At 61.4% G+C, this 21,852-nt stretch carries 22 protein-coding genes; 3 read left to right on the top strand and 19 right to left on the bottom strand.

The window, feature by feature from the left end; translation table 11 throughout:
• Window positions 1-115: 115 nt before the first annotated feature.
• Window positions 116-1,147, bottom strand: coding sequence for a dihydroorotase (gene pyrC, locus GQF02_RS05755; RefSeq protein ID WP_160795548.1), 1,032 nt, complete (start codon window positions 1,145-1,147; stop codon window positions 116-118).
• A 78-nt stretch (window positions 1,148-1,225) separates the two neighbouring features.
• Window positions 1,226-1,456 carry a sulfurtransferase TusA family protein gene (locus GQF02_RS05750; RefSeq protein WP_124734928.1) on the bottom strand — a complete coding sequence of 77 codons (231 nt, stop codon included), beginning with the start codon at window positions 1,454-1,456 and terminating at the stop codon, window positions 1,226-1,228.
• A 60-nt stretch (window positions 1,457-1,516) separates the two neighbouring features.
• Between GQF02_RS05750 and GQF02_RS05745 the strand changes: the two genes are divergently transcribed.
• From GQF02_RS05745 to GQF02_RS05735, 3 genes are all read left to right on the top strand, one after another.
• On the top strand, window positions 1,517-2,311 hold the full coding sequence (locus tag GQF02_RS05745) for an NRDE family protein (RefSeq protein ID WP_160795546.1): 795 nt from the start codon (window positions 1,517-1,519) through the stop codon (window positions 2,309-2,311).
• The gene (locus GQF02_RS05740; protein WP_160795544.1) at window positions 2,292-2,807 is read left to right on the top strand and encodes a CNP1-like family protein; all 516 of its coding nucleotides are present in this window, start codon (window positions 2,292-2,294) and stop codon (window positions 2,805-2,807) included. Before GQF02_RS05745 ends, GQF02_RS05740 begins: the two co-directional genes overlap by 20 nt.
• A gap of 71 nt (window positions 2,808-2,878) precedes the next feature.
• Entirely contained in the window at window positions 2,879-3,763 is an 885-nt protein-coding gene (locus GQF02_RS05735; RefSeq protein WP_160795542.1) for a DMT family transporter, read from the top strand.
• 9 nt (window positions 3,764-3,772) lie between these two features.
• On the opposite strand, the gene GQF02_RS05730 is transcribed toward GQF02_RS05735, so the two are convergent.
• The 17 genes from GQF02_RS05730 to mraZ all read right to left on the bottom strand — a co-directional run bounded on the left by GQF02_RS05730 (window position 3,773) and on the right by mraZ (window position 21,593).
• On the bottom strand, window positions 3,773-3,955 hold the full coding sequence (locus GQF02_RS05730; protein WP_124734924.1) for a hypothetical protein: 183 nt from the start codon (window positions 3,953-3,955) through the stop codon (window positions 3,773-3,775).
• Window positions 3,956-3,958: 3 nt separating this feature from the next.
• Window positions 3,959-4,870 (bottom strand): UDP-3-O-acyl-N-acetylglucosamine deacetylase, encoded by a 912-nt coding sequence (gene lpxC, locus GQF02_RS05725; protein WP_328698595.1) that lies wholly within the window; start codon window positions 4,868-4,870, stop codon window positions 3,959-3,961.
• 100 nt (window positions 4,871-4,970) lie between these two features.
• Window positions 4,971-6,143 carry a cell division protein FtsZ gene (gene ftsZ, locus GQF02_RS05720; RefSeq protein ID WP_124734922.1) on the bottom strand — a complete coding sequence of 391 codons (1,173 nt, stop codon included), beginning with the start codon at window positions 6,141-6,143 and terminating at the stop codon, window positions 4,971-4,973.
• A 50-nt stretch (window positions 6,144-6,193) separates the two neighbouring features.
• Window positions 6,194-7,408, bottom strand: coding sequence for a cell division protein FtsA (gene ftsA / locus GQF02_RS05715; RefSeq protein WP_220789368.1), 1,215 nt, complete (start codon window positions 7,406-7,408; stop codon window positions 6,194-6,196).
• A 58-nt stretch (window positions 7,409-7,466) separates the two neighbouring features.
• The gene (locus GQF02_RS05710) at window positions 7,467-8,183 is read right to left on the bottom strand and encodes a cell division protein FtsQ/DivIB (RefSeq protein ID WP_124734920.1); all 717 of its coding nucleotides are present in this window, start codon (window positions 8,181-8,183) and stop codon (window positions 7,467-7,469) included.
• Window positions 8,173-9,084 carry a D-alanine--D-alanine ligase gene (locus tag GQF02_RS05705; protein ID WP_160795540.1) on the bottom strand — a complete coding sequence of 304 codons (912 nt, stop codon included), beginning with the start codon at window positions 9,082-9,084 and terminating at the stop codon, window positions 8,173-8,175. Before GQF02_RS05705 ends, GQF02_RS05710 begins: the two co-directional genes overlap by 11 nt.
• Window positions 9,085-9,135: 51 nt before the next feature.
• Window positions 9,136-10,533, bottom strand: coding sequence for a UDP-N-acetylmuramate--L-alanine ligase (gene murC / locus GQF02_RS05700; RefSeq protein WP_124734918.1), 1,398 nt, complete (start codon window positions 10,531-10,533; stop codon window positions 9,136-9,138).
• A gap of 68 nt (window positions 10,534-10,601) precedes the next feature.
• The gene (murG, locus tag GQF02_RS05695; protein ID WP_220789355.1) at window positions 10,602-11,675 is read right to left on the bottom strand and encodes an undecaprenyldiphospho-muramoylpentapeptide beta-N-acetylglucosaminyltransferase; all 1,074 of its coding nucleotides are present in this window, start codon (window positions 11,673-11,675) and stop codon (window positions 10,602-10,604) included.
• Between the two features lie 49 nt (window positions 11,676-11,724).
• Window positions 11,725-12,882: a putative lipid II flippase FtsW gene (gene ftsW, locus GQF02_RS05690; protein ID WP_124734917.1), complete on the bottom strand. Its 1,158-nt coding sequence runs from the start codon at window positions 12,880-12,882 to the stop codon at window positions 11,725-11,727.
• Window positions 12,879-14,240 (bottom strand): UDP-N-acetylmuramoyl-L-alanine--D-glutamate ligase, encoded by a 1,362-nt coding sequence (gene murD, locus GQF02_RS05685; protein WP_160795538.1) that lies wholly within the window; start codon window positions 14,238-14,240, stop codon window positions 12,879-12,881. The genes ftsW and murD overlap by 4 nt, the downstream gene beginning before the upstream one ends.
• Before the next feature lie 3 nt (window positions 14,241-14,243).
• Window positions 14,244-15,329 (bottom strand): phospho-N-acetylmuramoyl-pentapeptide-transferase, encoded by a 1,086-nt coding sequence (mraY, locus tag GQF02_RS05680; protein WP_124734915.1) that lies wholly within the window; start codon window positions 15,327-15,329, stop codon window positions 14,244-14,246.
• A complete protein-coding gene (locus GQF02_RS05675) occupies window positions 15,330-16,697 on the bottom strand; it encodes a UDP-N-acetylmuramoyl-tripeptide--D-alanyl-D-alanine ligase (RefSeq protein ID WP_160795536.1) in 1,368 nt (455 codons plus the stop codon).
• Window positions 16,681-18,171: a UDP-N-acetylmuramoyl-L-alanyl-D-glutamate--2,6-diaminopimelate ligase gene (locus tag GQF02_RS05670; RefSeq protein WP_124734913.1), complete on the bottom strand. Its 1,491-nt coding sequence runs from the start codon at window positions 18,169-18,171 to the stop codon at window positions 16,681-16,683. The genes GQF02_RS05675 and GQF02_RS05670 overlap by 17 nt, the downstream gene beginning before the upstream one ends.
• The gene (locus GQF02_RS05665; protein WP_124734912.1) at window positions 18,168-19,919 is read right to left on the bottom strand and encodes a peptidoglycan D,D-transpeptidase FtsI family protein; all 1,752 of its coding nucleotides are present in this window, start codon (window positions 19,917-19,919) and stop codon (window positions 18,168-18,170) included. The genes GQF02_RS05670 and GQF02_RS05665 overlap by 4 nt, the downstream gene beginning before the upstream one ends.
• The gene (ftsL, locus tag GQF02_RS05660; RefSeq protein WP_124734911.1) at window positions 19,919-20,191 is read right to left on the bottom strand and encodes a cell division protein FtsL; all 273 of its coding nucleotides are present in this window, start codon (window positions 20,189-20,191) and stop codon (window positions 19,919-19,921) included. The genes GQF02_RS05665 and ftsL overlap by 1 nt, the downstream gene beginning before the upstream one ends.
• Complete coding sequence (gene rsmH, locus GQF02_RS05655; RefSeq protein WP_124734910.1) at window positions 20,188-21,150, bottom strand: 16S rRNA (cytosine(1402)-N(4))-methyltransferase RsmH; 963 nt, start codon at window positions 21,148-21,150, stop codon at window positions 20,188-20,190. The genes ftsL and rsmH overlap by 4 nt, the downstream gene beginning before the upstream one ends.
• Window positions 21,147-21,593, bottom strand: coding sequence for a division/cell wall cluster transcriptional repressor MraZ (mraZ, locus tag GQF02_RS05650; RefSeq protein WP_124734909.1), 447 nt, complete (start codon window positions 21,591-21,593; stop codon window positions 21,147-21,149). The genes rsmH and mraZ overlap by 4 nt, the downstream gene beginning before the upstream one ends.
• Window positions 21,594-21,852: the final 259 nt, after the last annotated feature.

The raw sequence follows: 21,852 nt of genomic DNA, 5'->3' as shown, positions 1-21,852 counted from the left end.
GCCGGGAGCCGGGAGCCGGGAGCCGGGAGCCGATTTCAGCGTGGTGAAAAAACCGTAGCCACGTCAAGTGCCCCCTGATCCCGAATCCCGAATCCCGAGTCCCCGATCCCGGGTATTACGCCATCTTCCACCCAATCACCTCACCGGCACGCAGCGGCACCAGGGTGTCGTCGCCATAGGCCAGGGTCGCCGGTACGGTCCAGTCTTCCTTCACCAGGGTAATGGTGTCGCTATTGGCCGGCAAGCCATAAAAGCCAGGGCCGTTAAGCGAAGCAAAGGCTTCCAGCTTGTCCAGCGCACCGGCCGCCTCGAAGGCTTCGGCGTACAGTTCGATCGCCGCATGCGCCGTATACATGCCGGCACAACCGCAAGCCGCTTCCTTGGCGTGGCGCGCGTGCGGTGCGCTGTCGGTGCCGAGGAAGAATTTGCTGCTGCCCGAAGTCGCCGCCTTGACCAGCGCCTGACGGTGGATCTCGCGCTTCAGTACCGGCAGGCAGTAGTGATGCGGACGGATACCGCCGATAAACAGCGCATTGCGGTTCATCAGCAGGTGGTGCGCGGTAATGGTGGCGGCGATATTGGCCGGTGCGGCGGCAACATATTCGGCCGCCTGCTGGGTGGTAATGTGCTCGAACACGACTTTCAGCGTCGGCAGGCGCGCGATCAGCGGCGCAAATACCTGCTCGATAAACACCGCCTCGCGGTCGAAAATATCGATGGTGCCATCGGTCACTTCACCATGCACCAACAGCGGCAGCCCCACTTCGGCCATCGCTTCCAGCGCCGGCATGGCCTTGTCTATCGACGACACGCCGGCATCGGAATTGGTGGTGGCACCAGCCGGATACAACTTGACCCCGAGTACGAAACCGCAAGCCTTGGCACGACGGATTTCATCGGGCGAAGTATTGTCGGTCAGATACAGCGTCATCAAAGGCTCGAAGTTCGAGCCAGCCGGACGCGCAGCCAGAATGCGCGCACGATAGGCGGCAGCCAGTTCGACCGTGGTCACCGGCGGCTTGAGGTTGGGCATGATGATGGCGCGGCCCATCTGGCGGCAGGTATCAGGCAGAACGGCAGCCAGGCCTTCGCCATCGCGTACATGCAGATGCCAGTCATCGGGGCGGATCAGGGTCAGAGTGTGCATGGGGGCTCTCGGGATTAGGGATTAGGGATTAGGGATAGGGGATTGGGCTCGGCTCACCGCTCCCGGCTCCCCGATCCCCTATTTGCGGCGCAATACCATGCGGAACTTGCCCTCGGGCGTGGTTTCCGAGCTTTCCAGCGCATTGCCGGTCTGGCGGCAAAAGGCTTCGAAGTCGCGCGGGGCGCCGGGGTCGGTGGCGATCACTTCCAGCAGGGTGCCGGACTCCATATCGGCCAGCCCTTTTTTGGCGCGCAAAATGGGCAAGGGGCAATTGAGGCCGGAGAGGTCGAGCGATTTGGCTATCGGCATAAGGCGGTCCCTGGGTCATTCACGGTACAATGAGAACGCCATTTTAACGCGACCCCTGCCATGTGTGTCATTGCTCTTGCCTACCAGACCCGCTTGCTAGGCCCTCTGGTGCTGATCGCCAACCGCGATGAAGCCTATGCGCGCGCCTCGGCGCCGCTGGCGTGGTGGGATGATGCGCCCGATATTTTAGGCGGGCGCGATCTGGTGGCCGGCGGCAGCTGGCTGGCGCTGGACAAACGCGGCCGCTTTGCCGCCATTACCAATGTACGCACCGGCCGGCCGCATTCGGGCATACGCTCGCGCGGTGAACTGGTCACGCGCTTTATTGCCGGCGCGCACAGCGCACCGGCTTTTGCCCGGCTGCTGTCGCAAGAGCGTGGCGACTATGCGCCTTTCAATCTCTTGTTTGGCGAGCTGCGCGACCTCTACCACTACAACAGCCAGCACGATCGCTTGAGCCGGCTCACGCCGGGCATCCACACCCTGTCCAATGCCACGCTGGATACGCCATGGCCCAAATGCCGGCGCCTGGCGGAAGAGTTGCAGGCCTGCCAGCGAGCACCGGATGCGGCGACTGCATTTGGCTGGCTGGGAGACCGCCACCTACCGGCCAATGCCGAGCTGCCCAATACCGGCGTCGGTCTTGCGCTGGAAAAAATGCTGGCACCGGTACTGATTAGCGGTCGCGACTACGGCACGCGCAGCTCGACCCTGCTCGTTGCCCAAGCGCGTGGTGATATCAGCCTGAGTGAATTAACACGCCTCCCCGGCGGCAGCGGCGGCCAGACCCGCCATTTCACGCTGCGCCCCGACCCGAACTACAGGAAACCCGTTTGTGAAGAAAACCCTGCTTAGCCTGATGCTGCTGACCCTGACCGGTACTGTTGTTGCCGGTAGCGATAACAATGCCCACTTCAAGCGCACGACCGCCAATGCCTTCGACGATGAAACGCCGTGGGCCGAACAGGAAGAAGCCCTGCCCGCCTATCCGAAAGCACCCGAGTGGCTGGACTTCAGCGGCGGCAATCTGGAACGCAACCAGCTGGCGCTGGATGCCAAATCACTCTCCCTGGGCAACGACGGCGTGGTGCGCTACAGCTTGCGCGTACTGACGCCCGGCGGCGTCAGCAATATCAGCCGCGAAGGCATGCGCTGCCAGACGCAGGACGTACGCAGCTACGCCTTTGCCGACACCGTGGGCCAAAGCTGGATCGTATCGATGAAGCCTGTCTGGCGGCCGATACGGCGCGAAGACAATGTCAGGCGCGCCCTGAAAGACCTGTTGTGTGATGGCGGCACGCCGCGCCGCTCGGTAGAAGCCACGCTCGACTACATCCGCAAGCATCCGTAAAGCCGCAATAAAAATGCACATAGGATAGAACGGGTTTAGAATCCGCCTCACGCTTCGCTGAACGGATTGCTATGCCTCCCTCCCAAAAAGGCGCTTTGCTGGTGGTACTGGCGGGTGCCTGCTATGGTGCCATCCCGGTTTTTGCCCGGATGGCGCGCGCAGATGGCGTCGACAGCGCCAGCATGGTGTTCCTGCGCTTTGCCCTGTCAGCCGTCGCGCTGATGCTCTGGATGCACTGGCAAAAGCTGGCACTGCCGCGCGGCCGCACCTTGCTGGCACTGATCGCGATGGGCGCCATCGGCTATAGCGGCATGTCGCTATGCTTCTTTGCCGCACTCAAGACCGTACCGGCCGGTACGGTGTCGCTGCTGCTCTATCTCTACCCTGCGCTGGTGCTGCTGCTGTCCGCCTTGCTGTTTGGCGAGCACTTAAGCCGCACGCGCATGGCAGCGCTGCTGCTGTCTTCGCTGGGTATGGCCATTACCGTGGGCGGTGCATTATCGGGGGCTTTGTCCGGTGTGCTGCTGGGCGTGGGGTCGGCACTGTTTTATGCAGCCTATGTCATCACCGGCGGGCGTTACGCCTGGCGTGTCCATCCGCTTGCCGCCACCACCGTGGTCATGGCCTCGGGTGCGGCCAGCAATGCACTGCTGCAGCTTCTGGGGCAGGATTTGCAGTTGCCGGCATCCGCCAGCGGCTGGCTGGGCGTGGTGCTACTGGCTGGCGTATCGACCGTCGCCGCCACCGCGCTCTTTCTTGCCGGCATGGCGCGGGTCGGCGCCAGCCGCGCCTCCTTGCTGTCCACCAGCGAGCCGCTGTTTACCCTGCTGCTGGCCGCTGCCTTTCTGGGAGAGATGCTCAGTGCGACCCAAGTGCTGGGCGGCGCGCTGATTATCAGTGGCGTACTGCTGGCAGCAGCGGAGAAGGCCAAAAAACTGCAAGCGGCAACCGGATAAGCCGGCGGCTTATCTCAATAGCCTGAGCAGCAGCCAGATGGCAAAAATGGCGCAGGCAAAGTAGAGCGAGCCGCGCCAGGCGGCGCGAGCTTTCATCAGATAGGCGCGGTTGCCCGTCAGCTTGTAGCTCAGGATGGCCCAGCCCAGAAACAGAACCAGGCCGATCAGCCACAGGCGCAGCAAGCCGAACACGGTTTACTCGGCCAGAGGCAGGCGGTGGAAGCTGGAAGGCACATCGATGGCGTCGGCAAAGCTGACAAACTCCCACGCACTTGGCGTGGCCAGCAGCTTGCGCAGCAAGGCATTATTCATCGCATGGCCGGACTTGTGGCCGGAGAAGGCCGCGATCAGCGGGTGACCGACGATATACAAATCGCCAATGGCATCCAGAATCTTGTGGCGCACAAACTCGTCGGGGAAACGCAGCCCCTCCGGGTTAAGCACATACTCGTCATCGATCACGATGGCGTTATTGAGATTGCCACCCAGTCCCAGACCCTGGCTCTTCATATACTCGACTTCGTGCATGAAACCGAAGGTACGCGCACGCGAGATTTCATCGATATAGGAATGGCCGGAAAAATCTATCCTGACCTGCTGCGGCGCACGGTTGAAAGCCGGATGATTGAACTCTATCGACAACTCGACGGAAAAACCCGCATACGGCTCAAGCTTGACCCACTTATCGCCCTCGACCACCTCTATCGGCTGCTTGACGCGGATAAAGCGCTTGGGCTTGGCCTGATCGACAATGCCGGCACTTTGCAAGAGATAGATAAAGGGCGCAGCAGAGCCATCCATGATGGGCATTTCCGCTGCGGTCACTTCAATCACCAGATTATCTATGCCCAGGCCGGCAAAAGCCGACATCAGATGCTCGATCGTGCCGATACGCACGCCGGTATCGGTCACCAGCGTCGAGGAGAGGCGCGTATCGTTGACCAGCGCAGGCTCGGCACGGACATCGACAACAGGATCAAGGTCGGTACGGCGAAACACGATGCCGCTATCCGGCGCGGCCGGGCGCAGGGTCAGTTTCACCCGTTCACCGGAATGCAGACCGACGCCGGTCGCCGTGACCGCTTGCGCCAGCGTTCTTTGCAAGATCATGTTTCGCCTTTTATTGCAGTTTGGACGGGCGAAAGTCTAGCACAGCGACTCGCGCAGGCCAGTTGATTCCTCCACACCGTCCAATAGGCTACCGCTATCAGTCTGCCTGTTTGCGCAAAAAGGTCGGGATATCGTAGCTGTCGCCCACTTCGGGATTGGAGAAGTCGGTCGAGGCCGGTGCGCGGCGGGTACGGCGGGTCACGCCACCCAGCGGATCGCTATCGGCATAGGGGGCAAAATCATCGGTACCGGTCTTGACGATCTTGATGTACTCCGGACGCTCTTCGCGCTGCACCTTCTTCTGGCCAAGGCCGGTGGCGATCAGCGTGACGCGGATCGCGTCTTCCGGCATGTCGTCGACTTCGGCGGTGCCGAATTTAACCTGCGCGTCTTCATCCGCATACTGGCGCACGATGGCCATGATTTCGCGGTACTCGCTCATTTTCAGGCAGCCCGGTGCGGTCGAGATATTGACCAGCACGCCGCGCGCGCCATCCAGCGTGATATTGTCCAGCAGCGGGCTGGCTACCGCCTGCTCGGCCGCGATGCGCGCGCGATCCAGGCCGGAGGCGCTGGACGAGCCCATCATGGCCAGACCCATCTCGCCCATCACCGTACGCACGTCGGCAAAGTCGACGTTGATCACGCCCGGGCAGGTAATCACTTCGGCGATACCGGCCACCGCACCTTTAAGCACATCATCGGCGGCGCGGAAGGCTTCACGCATGGTGATGTCCTCACCCAGCACTTCCATCAGCTTTTCGTTCGGAATCACGATCAGCGAATCGACATGCTTTTTCAGCTCTTCGATACCCTGCTGCGCGACCTTGGTACGCTTGCCTTCATGCTCGAACGGGCGGGTCACCACACCGACGGTCAGAATGCCCAGATCCTTGGCCACTTCGGCGACAACAGGCGCGGCACCGGTGCCGGTACCGCCACCCATGCCGGCGGTGATAAACACCATATGTGCGCCCTTGAGCATTTCGGTAATGCGGTCGCGGTCTTCCAGCGCGGCATTGCGGCCGACTTCCGGATTGGCACCGGCCCCCAGACCCTTGGTCAGGCTCAGACCCAGCTGCAGTTTCTGTGGTGCCTGATTGCGCTTGAGGGTTTGTGCATCGGTATTGGCACAGATGAATTCGACGCCGACCACTTTATTGCTGATCATATTGTCGATGGCGTTACAACCACCCCCACCCACACCGATCACCTTGATCACGGCGTCGGATGCGGAATCCTGGATCACCTCAAAAACCATATTGCTCATTTCTCTCTCCTCGAACTCAAAGATGAGCGTATTAAACCCGTGGACCCGGTTCAGAAGCTATTCGCGAACCAAGCCTTCATTTTTCCAAAAAACTGTCCTACGCCGGCGCTCTCCAGCTTAAGCGGGGAGCGCGTCAGCGATAGCTGCTCCTTGCCGTACAACAGCAAACCGACACCGGTAGAGAATCGTGGTGTTTTAACCACTTCAGCTAATCCACCTACATATTTTGGCACACCGACACGCACCGGCATGTGGAAAATTTCTTCTGCCAGTTCGACCATGCCCGGCATCAGGCTGGCGCCGCCGGTCAGAACGATGCCGGAAGACAAAATATCTTCGAAGCCGGAGCGGCGCAATTCCTGCTGTACCAGCTGGAACAGCTCCTCAACCCGAGGCTCGACCACCTCGGCCAGCGTCGCACGCGACATCTGGCGCGGTCCGCGCTCACCCACGCCGGGCACTTCTATCATCTGCGCAGGGTCGGCCATGGAAACCAGACACACGCCATGCTGAATCTTGATTTCTTCCGCTTCCTTGGTCGGTGTGCGCAGCGCCATGGCGATATCGTTTGTCACCTGATCGCCGGCAATCGGAATCACCGCCGTATGGCGGATCGCGCCATTGGTATAAACGGCAATATCGGTGGTGCCGCCGCCAATATCGATCAGGCACACACCCAGGTCTTTTTCGTCTTCCGACAAAACGGCAATCGCCGACGCCATAGGCTGCAAGACTAGATCCGACACTTCCAGACTGCAGCGGCGCACGCATTTGGCCACGTTCTGGGCGGCAGACACCGCGCCGGTAACAATATGCACACGCGTCTCCAGACGCACGCCGCTCATGCCCAAAGGTTCGCGCACGCCTTCCTGGCCGTCGATACTGTATTCCTGGGTCAGGATGTGCAGCACCTGATGGTCGGGCGGGATCGTCACCGCACGCGCAGTCTCGATCACGCGATCGATATCCATCTTGGTAACTTCGCGGTCCTTGATCGCCACCATGCCGTGCGAATTGACACTCTTGATATGGCTGCCAGCGATGCCGGTAAAGACTTCATTTATCTTGCAGTCGGCCATCAGCTCAGCCTCTTCCAGCGCGCGCTGAATCGCCTGCACGGTGTGCTCGATATTCACCACCATGCCGCGCTTGAGGCCTTTGGACGGCGTCTGCCCCATCCCGATAATATTCAGCTGGCCATCATCCAGTACCTCGGCCACGATCGCGACGATCTTCGATGTCCCGATATCAAGGCCGACCAGCATGTTCTTGCTCTCTTTGGGTTTACTCACCTGTAAGCTCCGCGGGACTGCTATGGCTGTTTTACTTTGCCGCAGGTGCCTTGTAATCAGGCATCTTTACGGCATATCCGTTAGGGTAACGCAAATCTACGGTGTCTACCTGATAAGGCAAGTCAGACAGCGTAGTCTTCCAGTTTTGGGCGAAACGGTGTATCCGTTCGTCCACAGCGCCGCGCCCCAACTCCAGCACAACGCCGTTATCCAGCTCGACGCGCCAGGCGCGACGCTCATTCATCCACAAACGCAGCGGCTTCAAGCCGCTGGGCTCCAGTGCCTTGCTGAAACGCGCCAGCGCCTGAGCCATTTCGCCTTCGCTGCCTTGCGGCCCGAACAGCACCGGCAGGCTCTGGTCGCTGGCGGCATCAAACCACTGGCCATCGGTACCGATCAGGCCATTTTCACCCCAGCGCGCCAGCGCCTTGTGCTCCAGCACCATAATATCGAGCTGATCCGGCCAGCGCCGCCGCACCTGAGCCTCGCGCACCCAGGGCAGCTTGCCGAAAGCCGCGCGCGTCTGGTCAATATCCACGGTAAAAAACGTGCCGCTTAGCTCGTTTTCGGCGATATAACGCAACTGCACCGGCGTCACACGCGCCATCTGCCCCTGAATATTGATCTTGCGCACCGGAAACAGCGGCGAATGCACCAGATAAAAACCCCCGGCAAACAGCAGCGCCAATACGGCAAGCCAGTTCAGGCAGGTTGCGACGGCCCCCAGAGCCCTGTGGTTATCCCACATGGGCCGCCGCTAGGATTTGTACGCACAAATCCTCGTACGACAAGCCCTGCACCCGTGCCGCCATCGGCACCAGACTGTGGCTGGTCATGCCCGGAGCGGTATTCACTTCCAGCAAATAGATGCCGCCGGCCTCATCCATCAGGAAATCGACCCGACCCCAGCCGCGCCCACCCAGTACGCGAAAAGCCTTCTGGCAAAGCGCACGGGCTTGCGCCTCGGTGACCTCATCCAGACCCGACGGGCAGCGGTAGACGGTGTCGTCACGGAAATACTTGGCCTGGTAATCGTAAAACTCAGTTGCCGGCTCGATCTTGATGGTCGGATAGGCTTCGCCATCGATAATGGCGCAGGTGTACTCGCCGCCACCGATAAACTGCTCGGCCAGTACCAGCGGATCGAATTTCTGCGCTTCGCGGTAAGCCGCCTCCAAGTCGCCTGCCTGTTTGACCTTGATCACCCCGATGCTGGAGCCTTCGGTCGCCGGCTTGACGAAGAGCGGCAATCCCAGACGCGCTTCGACCGCGGCAAAGTCGCTGTTCTCGTCCAGCATCTCGAACGCGGGAATGGGCAGGCCTGCACCCTGCCACAACAGCTTGGTGCGCCACTTGTCCATGCCGATGGCCGAGGCCATCACGCCGCAACCGGTATACGGAATATGCAGCGTTTCCAGCGCGCCTTGCAGCGTGCCGTCTTCGCCAAATGGGCCATGCAGGGCGATGAATACCCGGGCAAAGCCCTCATCCTTGAGTGCCGACAAGGGTTTGTCGGCCGGATCGAAAGCATGCGCATCCACGCCACGCGACTTGAGTGCGGCCAGCACGCCGTTGCCGCTCATCAGGGACACTTCCCGCTCGGAGGACTTGCCCCCCATCATCACTGCTACTTTGCCAAACTGCTGCATGTCTTTGAATCCTGAATACTGACTTTTAGCCCGTCTTTAAAACAGGCACGTTTACTTGCAAGCGGCGACCAGCTTGCCCGGTACCGCACCGATGGAGCCCGCACCCATGGTGATGACCACATCGCCATCACGGGCAAAACCGGTGATGGTTTCCGGCATATCGGCAATATCGGCGACAAACAAGGGCTCGACCTTGCCGGCCACCCGCACGGCGCGTGCCAGTGCACGGCCATCGGCCGCCACAATCGGCGTTTCACCGGCGGCGTAGACCTCCGCCAGCAAGAGCGCATCCACACCGGACAGGACGGAGGCAAAATCTTCGAACAGATCGCGGGTACGGGTATAGCGGTGCGGCTGGAAAGCCAGCACCAGACGCTGTGTCGGGAAGGCGCCGCGTACGGCAGCGAGGGTAGCGGCCATCTCCACCGGGTGGTGGCCGTAATCATCAACCAGGGTGTAGCTGCCGCCGCCTTGCGCCGGTATTTCACCGTAGCGCTGGAAGCGACGGCCGACACCGGCAAAACCGGCCAGACCCTGCTGGATGGACTCGACGCTGGCGCCGCATTCTAGCGCGATCGCGATCGCAGCTAAAGCATTCAGCACATTATGGTGGCCCGGGGTATTGAGCTCGACGGCAAAGCGTTGCCCGCTCTCACCTTTCACCACCACATCAAAGTGCATGCACGGACCGGCCGCACGCACATTTTCAGCGCGGATATCGGCATCACTGCTATCAATGCCATAGGTCGTGACCGGACGCGTCACCCGCGGCAGGATCTCGCGCACATTGGCATCGTCTATGCACAGGACGGCGCGGCCATAGAAGGGCAGGCGCGACAAAAAGTCGACAAATGCCTGCTTGAGCTTGTCGAAACTATGGTCGTAAGTGTCCATATGGTCGGCGTCGATATTGGTGACGACCGCCATTTCCGGCGACAGATAGAGGAAAGAAGCATCGGACTCGTCGGCTTCGGCCACCAGATAGTCGCCCGAACCCAGACGCGCATTGGTGCCGGCGGCGGTCAGCTTGCCGCCGATAACGAAAGTCGGGTCAAGGCCGGCCGCACCCAGAATGGAGGCGGTCAGACTGGTGGTCGTGGTCTTGCCGTGGGTACCGGCAATGGCGATGCCCTGTTTGAAACGCATCAGCTCGGCCAGCATCAGTGCGCGCGGAATGACCGGAATATGGCGCGCCTTGGCCGCCAGCACTTCGGGATTGTCGGCCTTGACCGCAGTCGAGGTCACCACCACATCCGCATCGAGCATATGCTGCTCGTCATGACCGAAGAAAATACGCGCCCCCTGCAGGCTCAGGCGCTGGGTCGCACTATTCTCGGCCATATCCGAACCGGTAACGGTATACCCGAGGTTAAGCAAAACCTCGGCAATACCGCACATCCCGACGCCACCGATACCCACAAAATGAATGTGTTTGACCCTGTGTTTCATCTTCTATTTCTCAGTCTATTGCATTGAATCCGCCGCTACGGCCAGCCGTGAGCGGCAAAAGTCCACCATTAATCCTCGCGCACCAGCTGCTCGCACACATCGGCAACCTGACGCGCGGCATCAGGCAAGGCCAGCGCGCGTGCGGCTTCGGCCATCTGCAGGCAATCGGCCCGCGTCAGCGATTGTAACAAGCTTGCCAGCATGTCGGCATCCAGCGTGTCTTGCGGCAGCAAGCGCGCCGCAGCGGCATCGCTCAAAAACCGGGCATTTCCCGTCTGATGATCATCCACCGCATGCGGGTAAGGGACCAGCACGCTCGCCACGCCGACGGCAGCCAGCTCGGCCACGGTCAGGGCGCCGGCACGGCACAGCACCAGATCGGCGGCGGCATATTCGCCAGCCATGTCATCGATAAAGGCGCGGCAATCGGCCTTGACCCCGGCCTTGGCGTAATTGTCGCGCAAGGCGTCTATCTGCTTGGCGCCGGCCTGATGCACCACCTGCGGGCGCTTGTCTTCCGGCAGCAAAGCCAGTGCCGCCGGCACGGTATCATTGAATACCTTGGCACCCAGCGAGCCGCCCACCACCAGCACGCGCAAAGGCCCGCTGCGCCCGGCAAAACGTGCAGCCGGCGCATCCTGCGCCACTATTTCACTACGCACCGGATTGCCGACCAAGCCATTCCTGGCAGCAAATGCCCCGGGAAAGGCATACAGCGTACGGCTGGCAATATGCGAGAGCAGACGGTTGGTCAGCCCGGCCACCGAATTCTGTTCATGTATCACCAGCGGCTTCAGGCATAGCCGCGCCATCACCCCGCCGGGAAAACCGGTATAACCGCCAAAACCGATGGCCATGTCCGGACGATGACGGAAAATCACCCCGGCCGCACCGGCAAACGCCGAGGCCAGCATCAAGGGCAAGGACAACCAGCGCTTGAGGCCGTTGCCGCGCATGCCGCGCATGGTAATGGTTTCGATGGCAAAACCGTGTTGCGGCACCAGCCGCGTTTCCATACCACCCTCAGCCCCCAGCCAGATGACTTTCCAGCCACGCGCCTGCAATTCACACGCCACCGCCAGCCCTGGGAAGATATGTCCCCCGGTTCCGCCGGCCATGACCATGATGGTTCTGTTTTTCATGCTGTCCATTTCGTTTTTAATGGGGAGTACGCCCTACTCCCGGCCCCAATCACGCCTTGTAGCCGCGGATGACCCGTCTGTTTTCGTAATCGACCCTGAGCAGCACCGCCAGCGCGATCGTATTCATCAGCATGGCCGAGCCGCCGAAGGACATCAGCGGCAGGGTCAGGCCCTTGGTCGGCAGCATGCCCATATTCACGCCGATATTGAAAAACGTCTGGATACCAAGCCAGATACCGACGCCCTGAGCCACCAGCGACGGGTAATAACGCTCCTGCTTCTTGGCCGTCATGCCGATCTGGAAAGCACGCACCACAATCCAGGCATACAGGCCAATCACCACGCAGATACCGACAAAGCCGAACTCTTCGGCGATGACCGCCATGATGAAGTCGGTATGCGCCTCGGGCAGATAAAACAGCTTCTCTACACTGGCACCCAGGCCGACGCCAAACCACTCACCGCGGCCGAAAGCGATCAGGCTGTGGCTGAGCTGGTAGCCCTTGCCATAAGGGTCATCCCACGGGTCCATAAAACCGGTCACCCGCTTTAAGCGATAAGGCGACAGCACAATCATCGATGCCACCGCCAGCACCGCCGCCACGGCCATGCCGGCAAAAATGCGGATATTGATGCCGGCCAGAAACAAAATGGCCATGGAAATCACCATCACCACCATCAGTGCGCCAAAGTCCGGCTCCAGCAGCAGCAGGCCGGCCACGACCACCATCACGCCGAACATGGGCACAAAGCCCTGCCAGAAGCTGTGCAGCTTGTGCGCCTTGCGCACGGTGTAGTCGGACACATAGATGATGGCCGCCAGCTTCATCACTTCCGATGGCTGCAAGTTCACCACAAACAGATTGATCCAGCGCCGCGAACCGTTGACCACCCGGCCGATACCGGGAATCAGTACCAGTACCAGCAACACCAGTGCCAGCAGGAAAAATTTGCCCGCGTATTTCTGCCAGAAGCTGCTCGGAATCTGGAAAGCAACAAAACCGGCCGCCAGCGCCACCACCATAAAGATGGAATGGCGCACCAGATAGAAGCTCTGGCTCTGCGTCGCTGCATCGGCTTCGGCATAGGCAATGGAGGCCGAGTACACCATCACCAGACTGATGGACAGAAGTAACGCCACCGCCCACATCAAGGCCTCGTCCAGCACCGTGACCGTCTGATAGCGCTCACGCGAGCTGGCGATCATGCGCCGCGCTCCGCCTTGATGCAGGCGACAGTGTCGATAAACACCTGGGCGCGGTGCGCGTAATTCTTGAACATATCGAGGCTGGCACAGGCCGGCGACAGCAACACGGCATCGCCCGGGTAAGCCAGCGCCGTCGCCTGGCGCGTGGCCTCTTCCAGCGTGACGCAGTCATAGAGTGCCACGCCACAGCCGGCCAGCGCCGCACGCAGCGCCGGCGCATCGCGCCCGATCAGCAATACCGCGCGGCAAATACGCGCAACGGCAGGCGCCAGAGGTGAAAAATCCTGCCCCTTGCCATCGCCGCCGGCGATCAATACCACCGGCTGCGTCATCCCGTTCAGCGCCGCTTCGGTCGCGCCGACATTGGTACCCTTGGAGTCATCGATAAACACCACGCCGGAAAATTCATTGATTTTTTCTACCCGGTGCGCAAGCCCATGAAAGCTTTTCAGGCCGGCTAGCAGCGCGCTGCGCGCCAAACCGGCGGCTTCGCACAGCGCCAGTGCCGAGAGCGCATTGGCCGCATTGTGCAGGCCGGTGAGCTGCATCTCGGCAAAGTCCAGCAGCGGCTCGCCCGCGGCACACAGGCGGTAGTGCGTGCCATCCTGCTGCAGGCCATAGTCGGCGCGACCATCCTGCAGCGAGAACCAGCGCACCGCCCTGCCCTCGCGCCGCATGGCACGGCAGAACACATCGTCGCGGTTCAGCACCTGCACGCCTGCGCCGCTAAAGATCGCGCTTTTGCTATGCGCGTAATCGAGCAGGTCGTTGTAGCGGTCGAGATGGTCTTCGGAAATATTCAGCACCGTCGCCGCATCGGCGGCGAGGCTGCGGGTGGTCTCCAGCTGGAAGCTGGACAACTCGACCACCCAGATGTCGGGAGCACGCCCGGCGCGCTCGGCCAAAGCGTCCAGCACCGGCAGGCCGATATTACCGGCCACCACGGTGTCCAGCCCGGCACTCGCACACAGATGGCCGACCAGGCTGGTGACCGTGGTCTTGCCATTGGAGCCGGTAATGGCGATCACTTTCGCACCGCTGCCGGCAATGGCACGCGCCCACAGTTCGACGTCGCCCACGACCTCGCCGCCGGCAGCGGCGTAGGCGGCAATGGCAGGGTGGCGACTGGAGACACCGGGGCTCATCACCACCATGTCGGCATCGGCAAAGGTCGCCGCCGTGAACGCACCCAGGCGCAAGCCGGCGTCCGGCAGCGCAGCCTCGAGCGCCGCGCGCTGCGGCGGCGCCTCGCGGCTGTCGGCAACCGTAACCCGCGCACCCTGTGCGGCACAGTAACGCGCGGCAGACAGGCCCGAATCTCCCAGGCCGACAACAATGATATGACGGTCGCGCAACATGGTTTATCTCAGTTTCAGCGTGGAAAGGCCGGCCAGCACCAGCATCATGGTCACGATCCAGAAGCGCACGACTACCTGCGTTTCTTTCCAGCCCTTGAGTTCATAGTGGTGATGCAAGGGCGCCATGCGGAACACGCGTTTGCCGGTCAGCTTGAAACTGCCGACCTGTATCATCACCGACAGCGCCTCCACCACGAACAGGCCGCCCATAATAAACAGCACCACTTCCTGACGCACAATCACGGCGACCGTGCCCAGCGCCGCGCCCAGTGCCAGGGCACCGACGTCGCCCATAAACACTTGGGCCGGATAGGCGTTGAACCACAAAAACCCCAGACAGGCGCCGCAAATCGCCGCGCAGAACACCACCACCTCATGCGCGCCCGGTACGAAAGGCATGCCCAGATACTTGGCGAATACCGCGTGGCCGGCCACATAGCCGAATACCGCCAGACCGCCTGCCACCAGCACGATAGGCATGGCAGCCAGACCATCGAGGCCGTCGGTCAGATTGACCGCATTGCTGGTACCGACAATCACCAGATAGGTCAGCACGCAAAAGCCGATGGCGCCCAGGGGATAAGCCACATGCTTGAAAAACGGCATGATGAAAGTCACGGTCGCCGGCAGTTGCGCGGTGGTCAGCAGGAAAATACCGGCAGCGATGGCGATGCTGGACTGCCACACCATCTTGAAGCGGGCCGACACGCCTTTCGGATCCTTGTACACCACCTTGCGCCAGTCGTCGTAAAAGCCCAGCGCGCCGGTACCAAAGGTCACTCCCAGCAGCAGCCACACATATTTATTCGACAGATCGGCCCACAATAATGTGGTCACACCGATGGACAGCAGGATCAGCGTACCGCCCATGGTCGGGGTGCCGGTCTTGATCAGGTGGGTCTGCGGGCCATCGGAGCGCACCGCCTGGCCGACCTTCAGCGCGGTCAGCTTGCGGATAACCCATGGCCCAAGCAACAGGGAAATGCCGAGCGACGTCAGCGCCGCCATCACCGCCCGCAGCGTGACATAGTTGAAAACATTAAAGGCACGAACGTACTCGCCAAACCACTCTGCCAGCCATAACAGCACTTAAAGCCCCTTCACATTATTGTTATTGTTTGCCGCCAGCGCCGCGACCACTCGCTCCATGCGCATAAAACGCGAGCCCTTGACCAGCACGGTGCCATCCTGGCCCAGCGTCTTGTCCAGATGCGCCAGCAGCGCATCGATATCGTCAAACGCCTGTGCCGTCTCGCCAAAGGCGGCCGCTGCATGGCGCGACAATTCGCCCAGCGTCAGCAGCTGCTCGATACCTGCCGCACGCGCAGCAGCGCCCACTTCGGCATGTAGCGCCGGCGCATCACCGCCCAGCTCGCCGATATCGCCCATGACAAAGATGCGCGGCGCGGGATAGCCGGCCAGCACGCGAATGCCGGCCTTCATCGAGTCGGGGTTGGCGTTATAGCTGTCGTCGATCAGGCGTGCGCCGCAAGCGGCACGCCCCAGCTGCAAGCGCCCCTTGACCCCGCCAAAGGCGGCAAGGCCGGCGGCAATGGCGGGCAAAGGAACGTCCAGCATCAAAGCCAGCGCCGCTGCCGCCAAGGCGTTGCGCACATTGTGTTCACCGGCAGCCGGCAGTTCGATCACCGCCTCACCTTGCGGCGTCAGCAGGGTAAAGCGGCTGGACTCCACCCCCAGCACCACGTCGCGCGCACGGATATCGGCATCAGTGAGGCCGAACGACAAGGTATGGCGGCCAGCGGCCGCAGCGCGAAACAGACTGCAGTTTGCGTCGTCGGCATTGACGATGGCCGTGCCATCCTTGCCCAGCCCCTGGAAAATCTCGGCCTTGGCGCGGGCCACTTCCAGCGTCGAGCCGAAATGGCCGATATGGGCGCGCATGGCATTATTGACCAGCGCCACCTCAGGCTGCGCCAGACGCGTCAGATAAGACAACTCGCCGGCGTGATTCATCCCCAGTTCGAGCACCGCATAGCGGTGGGCCGGCGTGAGCCCCAAAAGCGTCAGCGGCAGGCCGATATCGTTATTGAAATTGCCGGCGGTCGCATGCACGGCGGCTTCGCCTGCGTAGCTACGCAAGATGGCAGCCACCATTTCCTTGACCGTGGTCTTGCCGTTGGAGCCGGTAATGGCAATGCGCCGCGCCGGCAGTTGCGCCGCCCAGGCAGCAGAGAGTTGCCCCAGCGCCAGACGGGTGTCGGCCACTTGAATAAGCGCGGCACCAGGCAGTACAAAATCCTCGCGCACCATGGCGCAAGCCCCCTTGGCCACGACCTGGGCGACGAAATCGTGGGCATCGAAACGCTCGCCTTCGAGCGCGACAAACAGATCGCCCGGCCCGGCTTCGCGGCTATCGGTCACCACGCGCAAGATGCGCTGGTCGGCACCGCTCAGCACACCACCGGCAAGACGGGCCGCTTCAGACAGCATCAGCATGCGCTTGCCCCCACACCGTCAGAGCGTCTTCCGCTACGCGGAAGTCGGAAAAGGCATGCTTGATGCCCATTACGTCCTGATATTCCTCATGCCCCTTGCCGGCGATCAGCACGATGTCGCCGGCGCGTGCCTGCGCCACCGCCCAGGCAATCGCCTGGGCACGGTCGATTTCGATATGGCCGGGAGCCTGCATGCCGGCCACGATATCATTCAGAATCACTTGCGGGTCTTCGGTGCGCGGGTTGTCACTGGTGACCACCGCCACATCGGCCACGCGCTCGGCGATGGCACCCATCATCGGGCGCTTGCCGCTGTCGCGATCGCCGCCACAGCCGAATACCACAAACAGGCGCGAGCCTTGCGGGCGGATTTCGGCCAGGGTAGTGGCCGCCTTGTCCAGGGCATCCGGCGTATGGGCGTAATCGACCACAATCAGCGGCTCATGCTCGCCGCCCACGCGCTGCATGCGCCCGCGTGCCGGCTTGATCCGGCCCAGCACATCGCAGGCATCGGCCAGGGCGACGCCACCGGCACACAGGGTGGCGAGGCAGGCCAGCATATTCGACGCATTAAAGCGCCCCAATAGCGGCGAACGTATTTCGCCCTCGCCCCATGGCGTCGTCACACGCATCTGCAGACCATCGAGATTGGCAGCCAGCGACAGCGGGCGCACATCGCCCTGCTCCAGTCCGAAGCGGATCACGCGGGTACGTGCCGCATCGATGCCGGCAGCCAGTTCGCGGCCGAATTCGTCGTCGGCATTGATCACCGCATGCTTCAGGCCTTCCCAGTGGAACAGGCGCGCCTTGGATGCGCCATAAGCCGCCATCGAGCCGTGATAGTCGAGATGGTCGCGTGTGAGATTGGTAAACACGGCGGTGTCGAATTCGACACCATTGACGCGGAACTGGTCGAGGCCATGACTGGAGACTTCCATGGTCACCACATTCGCGCCCTGGCGCTGATACTCGGCCAGACGCTGCTGCACCGTCACCGGGTCAGGCGTGGTATGGGTGGTTTCGGTCAGTTCGCCATAAAAGCCGTTGCCGACGGTGCCGATCAGTGCGGCCTTCTGTCCCAGCAGGCTGTAAGCCTGGGCCAGCCAGTGCGAGATCGAGGTTTTGCCATTGGTGCCGGTTATACCGACAACGCTCAGCGCGCGGCTAGGCAAGCCATAGGCGTAAGCCGCCACCATGCCGGCGCGTTCGCGCAGCGCAGGCACAGCCAGATTGGGCACAGCCCATTCGTCTTTCCACTCAAAACCGTCGGCCGGATCCCACAATACGGCCGATGCACCGCGCGCCAAAGCCTCGGCAATGTAGTTGCGCCCGTCGGCGTACTCGCCACGACAGGCAAGGAACACATCACCCGCGCCTACACGGCGGCTATCGGTCTCAACCCGGGTCAGCTGGATGCCGGACCCGGCCAGTGCCGCCGGATCCCAGTCCGGCAGCGGTGTCAGCAAGCTATTCATGTTTCTTCTCGTATTTCCGGAATCTGGTTGACCGGAATCAGCGTGTTATTGGCCGGCGCGTCGGGCTCGATGCCCAGCACCCGCAAGCCACCACCCATCACGGCGGAAAAAGCCGGGCCGGCGACGGTGCCGCCGTAATAACTGCCCCCCTTGGGCTCATCCACCATGACCGCCACAATCAGACGCGGCCGGGTTGCCGGCGCAAAACCGACAAACAGGCCGATATGCTTGTCGGCCGCGTAACGCCCATCCACCAGCTTGCGCGCAGTACCCGACTTGCCGCCTACATTGAAGCCCAGCACCTGGGCGCGTACGCCGGTACCGCCGATCTCGGTCACTTTGGTCATCATGTCGCGCATTTTTTGCGCCGTGTCCGGCGTGATCACCTGCTGGCCTGCCGGTGGTGCCGGCACGCGGCTAAACGACACCGGCAACAAATGGCCATCGGCAGTAAACACCGTATAGGCCCGCGCCAGCTGCAGCAGGCTGACCGACACGCCGTAGCCGAAAGACATGGTGGCCTGTTCGAACGGACGCCAGTTTTTCCATGCCCGCAAACGCCCGCCGACCTCGCCGGGGAAGCCGGCACGCGGATTACGGCCGAAACCGACTGCGTCATACATGGTCCACATCTGTTCGGGCGGAAACATCAGCGCCATCTTGGAGGTGCCGACGTTGCTCGACTTCTGGATCACTTCGGTTACCGTCATCACCGGCTTGGGATGCGTGTCGCGCACCGTGCCCGAGCCGACCTTATAGGTATTGGTGTCCATCACCGTACCCGGTTTGACCTTGCCGCTTTCAATCGCCATCGCGACCGGGAACGGTTTCATGGTCGAGCCCGGCTCGAACATGTCGATCACCGCACGGTTACGCCGCATCTCCGGGTCCAGACGCATGCGGTTATTGGGATTGAACGACGGATAATTGGCCAGCGCCAGAATCTCGCCGGTCTTGCCGTCCAGTACCACGATGCCGCCGGCCTTGGCCTTATTCACCTCGACGGCGTTTTTCAGTTCGCGGTAGGCCAGGTACTGGATGCGGCGGTCTATCGACAAGGTCATGGTCTGGCCGTCCTTGGGCGGCTCGATCGCGGCCAGATCGTCGATGATGTAGCCGCGCCGGTCGCGCAGCACAACCCGCTTGCCATGCTTGCCCGACAACATGGCATCGCGCGCCAACTCCAGCCCTTCCTGCCCCTTGCCATCTACACCGGTAAAACCGACGATATGCGACAGCATCTCCCCTGCCGGGTAATAACGGCGGAACTCCTGCTGTTTGGCCACACCGGGAATACCCAGCTCCATCACGGCATTGGCCTGCTCCGGGCTGATCTGGCGCTTGAGGTAGACGAATTCGCGTTTCTTGTCGGCCAGACGGCTGCGGATTTCAGCGGCAGGCACTTCCAGCAAGCGCGCAAGCTGGGCTAACTGGGTTTCACTCACCTCCGGCATGCCGGCAGGGCTGGCCCAGATGGTCTGAACCGGCGTACTGATGGCTAGCGGCTCGCCATTACGATCGGCAATCACGCCGCGGGTCGCCTCCAGCGTCATGCTGCGGCGAAAACGCGCATCACCCTGGTTCTGCAGGAAATCCTGCTGGGCAACCTGCAGATACAGCGCCCGCAAAAGCAGCAGCAAGAATAGAAAGCCCAGGCCGCCCAGCACCACCGACACCCGGCCCGGCGCGATGCGCATGGCGGGCTTGGACACTGAACGGTCATGCAGCGAATAGGCGCGGGGCGGCATTACTGCCCCCCCTTGCCAAATACGACCTGTATTTCACGCGGCTCGGGCGCATGCATGCCCAGACGCTCGGACGAGACTTTCTCGATCAGCGCCTGCGCCCCCCAGGTACTTTGCTCCAGCAGCAGCTGGCCATACTCGACGCCATACATCTTGGTCTGCTTCTGTTCTTTTTCCAGCTCGCTATACAGCTTGCGTGCCATATGCTGCGAGCTCACCACCGACATGGCACAAGCCACCAGCACCATCAGTAAAATGGCGTTCAAGCGATTCACGCATCGCGCTCCGGCCAGGGCGTTGCCGTACGCAAAGCGGTGCGCATGATGGCACTACGCGAGCGCGGATTTTCGGCAATCTCGTCGCTGCTAGCGCGCACCGGCTTGCCGATAATCTTCAATGGCGCCTCGCCGATATCGACCGCCCGCACCGCGACCCAGGCTGGCAGTTTGTCGGCCGTCGCCGCATCGCGCATAAACAGTTTGACGATACGGTCTTCCAGCGAATGGAAGCTGATCACCGCCAGACGCCCGCCCTCGGCCAGCACCCGGCCGGCCTGTGGCAACACGCGGTTCAGTTCTTCCAGTTCGCCATTGATATGGATGCGGATGGCCTGGAAGGTTCGCGTCGCGGGGTCCTGACCCGGTTCGCGAGAATGGACGTTTTTCGCGACGAGCAAGGCGAGCTCACGCGTCGTCGTGAGGGGGGACTCATCCCTTTGCGCAACAATGGCTGCTGCGATCTTGCGAGCAAACCGCTCTTCACCATAAGTTTTGATGACCTCCCTGATTTCGGTTTCATCGGCACTGGCCAGCCACTGGGCGGCGGTCAGGCCGCGGCTGGTATCCATGCGCATGTCCAGCGGCGCATCAAAGCGGAAACTGAAGCCGCGCCGGCCATCGTCGATCTGCGGCGACGAAACGCCCAGATCCATCAGTACACCATCAACGGCAGCAATATTCAGCCGTGCAAGCTCGCGCTCCAGCGTCTCGAACCCTTCATGCACAATGGTAAAACGGGTGTCCTGCTGTGCCAGTTGCTCTGCTTCGCGGATCGCTTCCGGATCCTTGTCAAAAGCAATCAGGCGGCCTTCAGGGCCGAGCCTGGACAGAATCAGCCGGCTGTGCCCACCGCGCCCGAAGGTACAGTCGACATAAACGCCATCCGGGCGGACGGCAAGCGCGTCGACAGCTTCGGCAAGCAGCACCGTGCGGTGCGTAAATACGGTTTGGGTCACAACGTAAAATCTCCAAGATGCTGGGCAAGGTCCGCCGGATTCATATCCAGCGCCTCGCGGGTCTGTTCTTCCCACTTGGCCGCATCCCATAACTCGAAACGGTTGCCCATGCCGACCAGCGTCACGCCTTTATCCAGCTGGACCAGGGCACGCAGGTGGGCGGGCAGCAAAATGCGGCCTGCGCTATCCATTTCGACCGGCTCGGCATGGCCGAGTACCAGACGCTGATAGCGCTGCAATACGGGGTTGCCTGCCGGCATGGCAAGCAGGCGGGCTTCAACTGTGCGCCAGTTCTGTTCCGGGTAAAGCAATAAAAAACGCGCAGAATCCAGTGTCAGCATCAGGCGCTTGCCAAAAGCAGACAACAAGGCCTCGCGGTGCCGGGCAGGAATAGCCAAGCGTCCCTTATTGTCCAGCGACAGGCGGCTGACACCGTTGATCATGCTTGCGCTTGCTCCTTGGCATCAGATGCCGGTTTTGCCCCACTTTTACCCACTTTATCCCACCTTCCGCCACTATAAAGACTACAGACTGAAACGGTCAATATCACCGTCAAGTAATTCACCTTTTGCGACAATGACTTAGGCAATGTTCGTCCTATTATTTTCTTATCGAATCAGGGAGTTAAAACGGGGATATTCAATAAAGTCTTAATTACAAGGGAGAGGCACACAAAACAATAGCGGCCAGATAGTGATCACT

The sequence above is a fragment of the Craterilacuibacter sinensis genome, assembly GCF_009831765.1.
GTDB lineage: Bacteria > Pseudomonadota > Gammaproteobacteria > Burkholderiales > Chromobacteriaceae > Craterilacuibacter > Craterilacuibacter sinensis.
Note: the sequence above shows the minus strand (reverse complement) of the source record. Positions and strands in the feature narration are given on the sequence as shown.

What these genes read in the sequence shown, in the direction of transcription:
- murG (WP_220789355.1), bottom strand. Translation starts at nt 11,675, where the DNA reads ATGAAAAACAGAACCATCATGGTCATGGCCGGCGGAACCGGGGGACAT.
- GQF02_RS05670 (WP_124734913.1), bottom strand. Translation starts at nt 18,171, where the DNA reads ATGAATAGCTTGCTGACACCGCTGCCGGACTGGGATCCGGCGGCACTG.
- GQF02_RS05710 (WP_124734920.1), bottom strand. Translation starts at nt 8,183, where the DNA reads ATGTGGGATAACCACAGGGCTCTGGGGGCCGTCGCAACCTGCCTGAAC.
- ftsZ (WP_124734922.1), bottom strand. Translation starts at nt 6,143, where the DNA reads ATGAGCAATATGGTTTTTGAGGTGATCCAGGATTCCGCATCCGACGCC.
- ftsW (WP_124734917.1), bottom strand. Translation starts at nt 12,882, where the DNA reads ATGATCGCCAGCTCGCGTGAGCGCTATCAGACGGTCACGGTGCTGGAC.
- ftsA (WP_220789368.1), bottom strand. Translation starts at nt 7,408, where the DNA reads ATGCTGGTCGGCCTTGATATCGGGACATCGAAGATCGTCGCGATCGTG.
- GQF02_RS05665 (WP_124734912.1), bottom strand. Translation starts at nt 19,919, where the DNA reads ATGCCGCCCCGCGCCTATTCGCTGCATGACCGTTCAGTGTCCAAGCCC.
- mraZ (WP_124734909.1), bottom strand. Translation starts at nt 21,593, where the DNA reads ATGATCAACGGTGTCAGCCGCCTGTCGCTGGACAATAAGGGACGCTTG.
- GQF02_RS05675 (WP_160795536.1), bottom strand. Translation starts at nt 16,697, where the DNA reads ATGCTGATGCTGTCTGAAGCGGCCCGTCTTGCCGGTGGTGTGCTGAGC.
- murD (WP_160795538.1), bottom strand. Translation starts at nt 14,240, where the DNA reads ATGTTGCGCGACCGTCATATCATTGTTGTCGGCCTGGGAGATTCGGGC.
- GQF02_RS05735 (WP_160795542.1), top strand. Translation starts at nt 2,879, where the DNA reads ATGCCTCCCTCCCAAAAAGGCGCTTTGCTGGTGGTACTGGCGGGTGCC.
- GQF02_RS05705 (WP_160795540.1), bottom strand. Translation starts at nt 9,084, where the DNA reads ATGCAGCAGTTTGGCAAAGTAGCAGTGATGATGGGGGGCAAGTCCTCC.
- pyrC (WP_160795548.1), bottom strand. Translation starts at nt 1,147, where the DNA reads ATGCACACTCTGACCCTGATCCGCCCCGATGACTGGCATCTGCATGTA.
- GQF02_RS05750 (WP_124734928.1), bottom strand. Translation starts at nt 1,456, where the DNA reads ATGCCGATAGCCAAATCGCTCGACCTCTCCGGCCTCAATTGCCCCTTG.
- GQF02_RS05745 (WP_160795546.1), top strand. Translation starts at nt 1,517, where the DNA reads ATGTGTGTCATTGCTCTTGCCTACCAGACCCGCTTGCTAGGCCCTCTG.
- murC (WP_124734918.1), bottom strand. Translation starts at nt 10,533, where the DNA reads ATGAAACACAGGGTCAAACACATTCATTTTGTGGGTATCGGTGGCGTC.